We start from the raw sequence: 5,096 nt of genomic DNA, 5'->3' as shown, positions 1-5,096 counted from the left end.
TACAGATGTTTCACGTGAAACATCTGTACGGTTTGCGAGCGGGGGTAGGAGGGGCTAGGCTCGGTCGCGTTCGATCATGGTCATCTGCAAAGCCTCGCCGAAGAACTGGCCGGTACCGTTCTTGATTGCGAAACGGGCCTTCTCCGGATCGGCCACCACGCTGCCGGCGAGCGCGTCGGCTCCCTGCTCGAACAGGACCGACGACATGATCACGCTCGGGCCTACAAGCACGGTGGTCGCATTGCGCGCGAGTTCGAGCAGGCGCGGCGCGGTCTTGTTGATGATGGTGACGCCGGTTATGAAAGCGAAGTCGGTATCGGGCAGCACGTACTCGCACGCGGGGTCGGGCGTGTCGAGCTCCTGCGAGCAGTTGCGTTCGAGCACGGTGAGGTTCGCGTACTCGGCGATGCGGTCGACGTGCGGGAAGTGCCCGACCACCGTGACGTTCTTGCGCTCGGACGCTTCGATACGCGGGCGGTACAGCTCGAAAGCGTCCGTCTTGCGGACGGTGCCGTCGGGCAGTTCGATGGGTTCGTCGTAGGTTGCTCCCAACGGGTCGAGCAGCTCCTTGCGCGCGTAGTAGGCGTTGAGCGCCGCCACTCCCAGCGTGGCTTCCTCGAAGCACCACGACTTCGCCAGCTCCGCCATCTCGCGCAGCCCCGTGCCGCGCAGATCCTGCTTGCACGCGCGCCGGGCTCCGCCTTTGCAGGTGAAGCTCACGCCCATACCGCAATCGGCCTCGACGTAGGACCAGTGCGTTCCCAGACAATAATCGCGTACGGCGATATCTTCCGGAATGCCCTCGATCAGGCGGTTGTAGAGCTTCCACGGCGTTGCGTCGTCGCGCGTGTCGGGGCGGCGGACGGCTTCGTTCTCGGAGCGTTTCATGGCAGCCTTCTCTCCTCGAGGCGGCGTGTTCCGTCGCGCCGCCATTCTTCAATATGCGGTAGAGTATAATATACGTTCAAGAATAAACAACCGGGAAGGGGCTGGCGCTGCGATGCTGTTCTTGTTGACGGGCGACGTGCAAATCGGCAAGACGCGCTGGCTTGAGCGCCTTGCCGCCGAGCTGTCGGGTGACGGCGTGCAGGTTGCGGGCGTGCTGGCACCTGGCGTGTGGCGCGTGCGGGAGCCGCACGAGGTTCCGGGCGAACGGGGGCTGGCTGGCGAGGGTCGCTTCGAGAAGCTCGGCATCGACAACGTGCTGCTGCCCGGCGGCGAGCGCGTGCCGTTCGCGCGGCGGCGAGACCTGGCGCTGGCCGAGGGATCGTTCGATCCGACAAGCCAGAGCGCCTCCGCCCAGCTGGCCTGGGAGATCGCGGACGAGGCTATCGCGCGGGTGAACGCGCACTTCGATCGCATCGCGGCCGAGCTGGCTGCGGTTCCCGCGGGAGCGCCGGCTTTGCCGGGAGAAGCGGGCTCCCGGGGCTACGCGCCCCTCCCCGTCGATCCGGCGGCGGGAATGTTTCACGTGAAACATTCGTTCGCGCAAACATATGTTTCACGTGAAACATCTGGAGCGGAGGCGGGCGAGACCCCGGCCGATCCAAGTACGGGAGGTTCGCGCATCGTCGTTCCGGCGGACGAACCCGACGCGGAGGGCTCCGTTACCGTCGGTGCGGAGGGCGGTTTGCTCGTGGTCGACGAGCTGGGGCGGCTCGAACTCATGCGCGACGGCGGGCTCGTTTCTGCGGTGGCGCTTCTGGAGCGCGGGCCCTCGGCGCGGTTCCCCCATGCGCTCGTTGTGGTGCGTGATTGGCTGTGCCCGAGGGCGGAGGAGCGCTTCGCCGGCGCCTGGGATGGGTCGCGCATGCTTTCGCCGGGCGACGACGCGCGCGGTCTCGTGCGGGCTTCGTTCGGCCTTTCCGGCTGAGATCCGTGCTCGTTGTCGTTCGAAAAACACGCTTCGTCCTGCGATTCCGTGTTTTCGGGCGACAATGCGCCGCTCGCTTGTTGGCGTTCGGCTACTGTGCGTCCGGTGCGTTCGACCATGCGGCCAATTCGACCCTTGCTTTCCTTAATGAGAATGATTATCATTAAAATAGAAGAAAACGAGAAGAGGGAAAGGTGTCCGCATGATCGATCAGACCGCGTTCTTCAGCTTGAGCTACGGGCTCTACATCGTCGGCGCGACGGACGGCGAACGTCGCGCCGCCTGCGTCGCTAACACGTTCCAGCAGGTCACGTCGTCGCCGTTGCAAGTAAGCGTGGCGCTGAACAAGGAGAACGCCACCACGGACGTCATTCTCGACTCCGGCCGCTTCACCGTGTCGTGCCTGGCGCAGGACGCCACGATGGAGCTCATCGGCACGTTCGGCTTCCGTTGCAGCACCGACCTGGACAAGTTCGCCTCTTGCGAGACGGGCGTCGACGCGGCGGGCGTGCCGTTCGTGGCCGAGCAGTGCGTGGCGCGCTTCTCGGTGCGCGTTGTGCAGGCGGTGAACCTGGGCACGCACATCCTCTACATCGGCGAGGTGGAGGAAGCCGAGAAGCTGTGTGCGGGCGATCCGATGACGTACGCCTACTACCACCTGGTCAAGGGCGGCAAGACGCCGCCGAAGGCATCGAGCTACCTGCCCGACGCGCCCGATGCGGCGCCGGCAGCCGCGGCAGCGGCCGGCGAGGGCGACGCGGAGGCTCCGAAGCCCAAGTACGCCTGGCGCTGCAAGGTGTGCGGCCACATCGAATACGGCGACGAGCTGCCCGATGACTTCACCTGCCCCGTGTGCAGCGTGGGTCCCGACATGTTCGAGCGCATCGAGCTGCAAGGCGCGCGAACGGCATAAAAGGGCGGTATAAAGGGGACCGCCTCTTTCTATGCCACCTTTCTGTGTCGGAGCGCGTCCCGAACGGCGATCGGCCGTTCGGGACGCGCTCTACTTGTTCCAAGCGATGAACGCCCAGGTGACCGTTCGGGGCTCGCGCAGGCGCAGGGACTTCTCCGGAAGCCCCTTCTTGTCGGGCTGCCCGGCGCGCTCGTTCGGCACGAGGTTCTCTTCCAGCCAGCAGCGCAGGCGACCGAACGCCTCCGCGCGCTCTTCGGCTCCGACGGTCGCGCCCACGGCATCGTCCGCCATGCGCGCGAACGCGTCGTAGGCATCGTCGAGCGAGTCGAACGTGTCGGTGCGCTCGCTGTCGATGTAGGAAACCTCGGGGCGCAGTCCCTCGTTCGCCAGGATGTTGAACGCATAGAGGTAGTCGCGGCCGAGCACGCTGGAAAGGCCCATGGCGTTGAGGATGCGCTCGTCGGTGCGCGGCGACGAGCCGGTGGCCAGCGTGACGCATACGCGGCGGCGCGCCACGTCGGTGAGGCGCAGCAGCGAATCGCGCAGATCGGCGGTCGCGACGGAGCGCGAGGCGAGCGCCACATCTACCATGCCCGGGCGCACGCCGAGGCTGGGCCAATCGTCGGCCCAGCTCATCTGCTTGGGGAACACCGTGCGCACGCCCTCGCGGTCGAGCGCTTCCCGCAGCTGGCCGAGCATGCCCTGCGAGAAATCGGCGGCCACCACCTTGTGGCCCCGTTTGCCCAACGGCACCGACAGCGCGCCTGTGCCGCAGCCCATGTCGAACACCGTCTCGCCCTCGCGGATGCCGGCTAGCTCGAGGAACCGCTCGACGTAAGGGTTCGGCGCGTCCTTCGTGGTGAACGTGGCCGACCGCTTGTCCCAGTAGCTCGCGTCGTCGAAGCGGCGTCGTGCCTGCTGGAGCCGCTTCCACTCCTCGTTCCAATCGCGGGCGGTCAGCGGGTTGACAAAGGACTCGGACGTGTTGTTTTCGGGCATGGCGCGCCTCTCGCTTTGATGGTTGCGGGCTTTTAGGTACTATACTAGCGAAATGAAACGCCTCTGTGCGCGCGATCCGCCGAATTTATCCCGAAACGAGGAGCATTCATCTTATGCAAGTCGAACTGCTGTACCACACGCCCGACCCCGAGCGCGCGATCGCCACGGCGGCGCGCCTGTGCTACGCGCCCGTCGGCGCGGCCGAGCTGATGGAGGCCATGCCGGAGGAGCGCGTGAAAAGCGTGCTGTCCACCATCATGAGCGCGGGCCATACGTCCACGCTCGAGCACGCCAGCTACACGTTCGCGGTGGACGGCGTCTCGCGTGCCCTTACGCACCAGCTGGTGCGCCACCGCATCGCCAGCTTCAACCAGCAGAGCCAGCGCTACGTGAAGTTCACCGACGGCCTGGCCACTGTGAAGCCTGAAAGCGTTGCCGCGAACGAGGAGACGAACGCGGTGTTCGACGAGGCTATCGCGGCCGCCATCGAGGCGTACGAGAAGCTGCTGGCCGCGGGCGTTCCCGCCGAGGACGCGCGCTACCTGCTGCCGAACGCGGCTGAGACGAAGATCGTTATCACGATGAACGTGCGCGAGCTGCTGCATTTCTTCAGCTTGCGCTGCTGCAACCGCGCGCAGTGGGAGATCCGCGAGATGGCGCACCGCATGCTGGAGCTGGCGAAGCCCACGGCGCCGTTCGTCTTCATGGACGCGGGCGCGCCCTGCATCCGCGGCAACTGTCCCGAAGGCAAGATGACCTGCGGGAACCCGTACCCGCGCGTGAAAAGGGCCTAGCATGGCCGAGCAGAAGAGCGACCTGTCGCGGGCGTTCTCCGAGGACGGTGCGCTGAAGACGCACGTAGGCGGCCAGGCGCTCATCGAGGGCATCATGATGCGCGGCAAGTACAACTGGTCGGTGGCCGTGCGGGAGCCCGACGGCGGCATCTACGTGGAAGAGCATGACCTGGCCTCGGGGCGCAAGAAGAACGGTTGGATGTACTGGTCGCTCGTGCGCGGATGCCGAGCTATGCTGGAGTCGCTCGTGCTGGGCTACAAGGCGCTCGAGATCGCGGCGCTGCATGCGTTCGCGGAAGAGGGGGAAGACGAACCTGCGGCGGCCGAGGAGGCGGGAGGGGTCTGCAGCTCGGACAGTCCTGCTCGCACTAACAGTCCGCTGGACTGTTCGGCTCGTGCGGAACTCGCCTCAGACCCCTCCCGCCCCCTCGGCGATGGCATCGAATCTTCTGCCGACGCCGACGCTGACGGCGGCGACGATGCGCGCCTTGAACCCGTTCTTGCTGCAGAAGCCGAG

Annotated in this window: 5 protein-coding genes and 1 pseudogene; 4 read left to right on the top strand and 2 right to left on the bottom strand. The window is 66.1% G+C overall.

Annotation, left to right across the window (positions count from 1 at the left end):
• Window positions 1–54: 54 nt before the first annotated feature.
• Window positions 55–888: a DUF364 domain-containing protein gene (locus ACMO6A_RS12995; protein ID WP_009304747.1), complete on the bottom strand. Its 834-nt coding sequence runs from the start codon at window positions 886–888 to the stop codon at window positions 55–57.
• 112 nt (window positions 889–1,000) lie between these two features.
• Between ACMO6A_RS12995 and ACMO6A_RS12990 the strand changes: the two genes are divergently transcribed.
• Both ACMO6A_RS12990 and ACMO6A_RS12985 read left to right on the top strand, forming a co-directional pair.
• Window positions 1,001–1,873, top strand: coding sequence for a hypothetical protein (locus ACMO6A_RS12990; protein ID WP_009608838.1), 873 nt, complete (start codon window positions 1,001–1,003; stop codon window positions 1,871–1,873).
• Window positions 1,874–2,075: 202 nt separating this feature from the next.
• Window positions 2,076–2,786, top strand: coding sequence for a flavin reductase (locus ACMO6A_RS12985; protein ID WP_009304745.1), 711 nt, complete (start codon window positions 2,076–2,078; stop codon window positions 2,784–2,786).
• A gap of 90 nt (window positions 2,787–2,876) precedes the next feature.
• Here ACMO6A_RS12985 and ACMO6A_RS12980 read toward each other — a convergent pair whose 3' ends face one another.
• Entirely contained in the window at window positions 2,877–3,785 is a 909-nt protein-coding gene (locus tag ACMO6A_RS12980; RefSeq protein WP_015760411.1) for a class I SAM-dependent methyltransferase, read from the bottom strand.
• A 113-nt stretch (window positions 3,786–3,898) separates the two neighbouring features.
• On the opposite strand from ACMO6A_RS12980, the gene thyX reads away from it, so the two are divergent.
• Window positions 3,899–4,579, top strand: a complete 681-nt coding sequence (thyX, locus tag ACMO6A_RS12975) for an FAD-dependent thymidylate synthase (protein ID WP_009304741.1) — start codon at window positions 3,899–3,901, stop codon at window positions 4,577–4,579.
• 1 nt (window position 4,580) lies between these two features.
• Window positions 4,581–5,096 (top strand): annotated as a pseudogene (locus ACMO6A_RS12970) (DUF1385 domain-containing protein); the annotation flags it as partial.

The sequence above is a fragment of the Eggerthella sp. genome, assembly GCF_048329335.1.
GTDB lineage: Bacteria > Actinomycetota > Coriobacteriia > Coriobacteriales > Eggerthellaceae > Eggerthella > Eggerthella lenta.
The sequence above is the reverse complement of the archived record's forward strand: the minus strand, read 5'-3'. Positions and strand labels throughout refer to the sequence as shown.

Coding starts and splice junctions, on each gene's coding strand:
- ACMO6A_RS12995 (WP_009304747.1), bottom strand. CDS start 888: ATGAAACGCTCCGAGAACGAAGCCGTCCGCCGCCCCGACACGCGCGAC.
- ACMO6A_RS12990 (WP_009608838.1), top strand. CDS start 1,001: ATGCTGTTCTTGTTGACGGGCGACGTGCAAATCGGCAAGACGCGCTGG.
- ACMO6A_RS12985 (WP_009304745.1), top strand. CDS start 2,076: ATGATCGATCAGACCGCGTTCTTCAGCTTGAGCTACGGGCTCTACATC.
- ACMO6A_RS12980 (WP_015760411.1), bottom strand. CDS start 3,785: ATGCCCGAAAACAACACGTCCGAGTCCTTTGTCAACCCGCTGACCGCC.
- thyX (WP_009304741.1), top strand. CDS start 3,899: ATGCAAGTCGAACTGCTGTACCACACGCCCGACCCCGAGCGCGCGATC.